Source organism: Flavobacterium nitrogenifigens, assembly GCF_003254565.1.
Lineage (GTDB): Bacteria > Bacteroidota > Bacteroidia > Flavobacteriales > Flavobacteriaceae > Flavobacterium > Flavobacterium nitrogenifigens.
This window is the reverse complement of sequence record NZ_QJRI01000110.1, coordinates 1-631: the sequence shown is the minus strand read 5'-3', so window position 1 is coordinate 631 and position 631 is coordinate 1. Positions and strand designations below refer to the sequence as shown.

Below are 631 nucleotides of genomic sequence, written 5' to 3'. Positions count from 1 at the left end.
TAATGTTCTTCAGCTTGTTGATTTGGTAGGGGATGCAGAGACTAAAACAACGCTTGTTTATGATGCCGTGGCAAATACGTTGACCTATAATGGCGAAAGCGGAATTCCAACTGTAATTAGTTTAGTTGATTTGGTTGGGAAAGCCGAAACCATTACTACGCTTGCCAATAATGGTGCGGGATCATACACGTATAAAAACGAGGAAGGGGCTTCTAGCGATATTAATGTGGTTCAGGACGTTATTGACAATTCATCTACAATTTTCGCTAACACCAATGTCGTAAATGAAATTACGAAACTTATTGAAAATAAAGAAACATTAACTTCTTTGGTTTACGATGCGACAGCAAAAACGCTGACTTACACAGATGAGAATAATATTCCTAATGTTCTTCAGCTTGTTGATTTGGTAGGGGATGCAGAGACTAAAACAACGCTTGTTTATGATGCAGTGGCAAATACGTTGACCTATAATGGCGAAAGCGGAATTCCAACTGTAATTAGTTTAGTTGATTTAGTTGGGAAAGCCGAAACCATTACCACGCTTGCCAATAATGGAGCGGGTTCGTATACGTATAAAAACGAGGAAGGAGCTTCTAGTGATATTAATGTGGTTCAGGACGTTATCGAT

Annotated in this window: 1 pseudogene; it reads left to right on the top strand. The window is 39.0% G+C overall.

Annotation, left to right across the window (positions count from 1 at the left end):
• A pseudogene (locus tag DM397_RS00485) lies at positions 1-631 on the top strand (hypothetical protein); the annotation flags it as partial.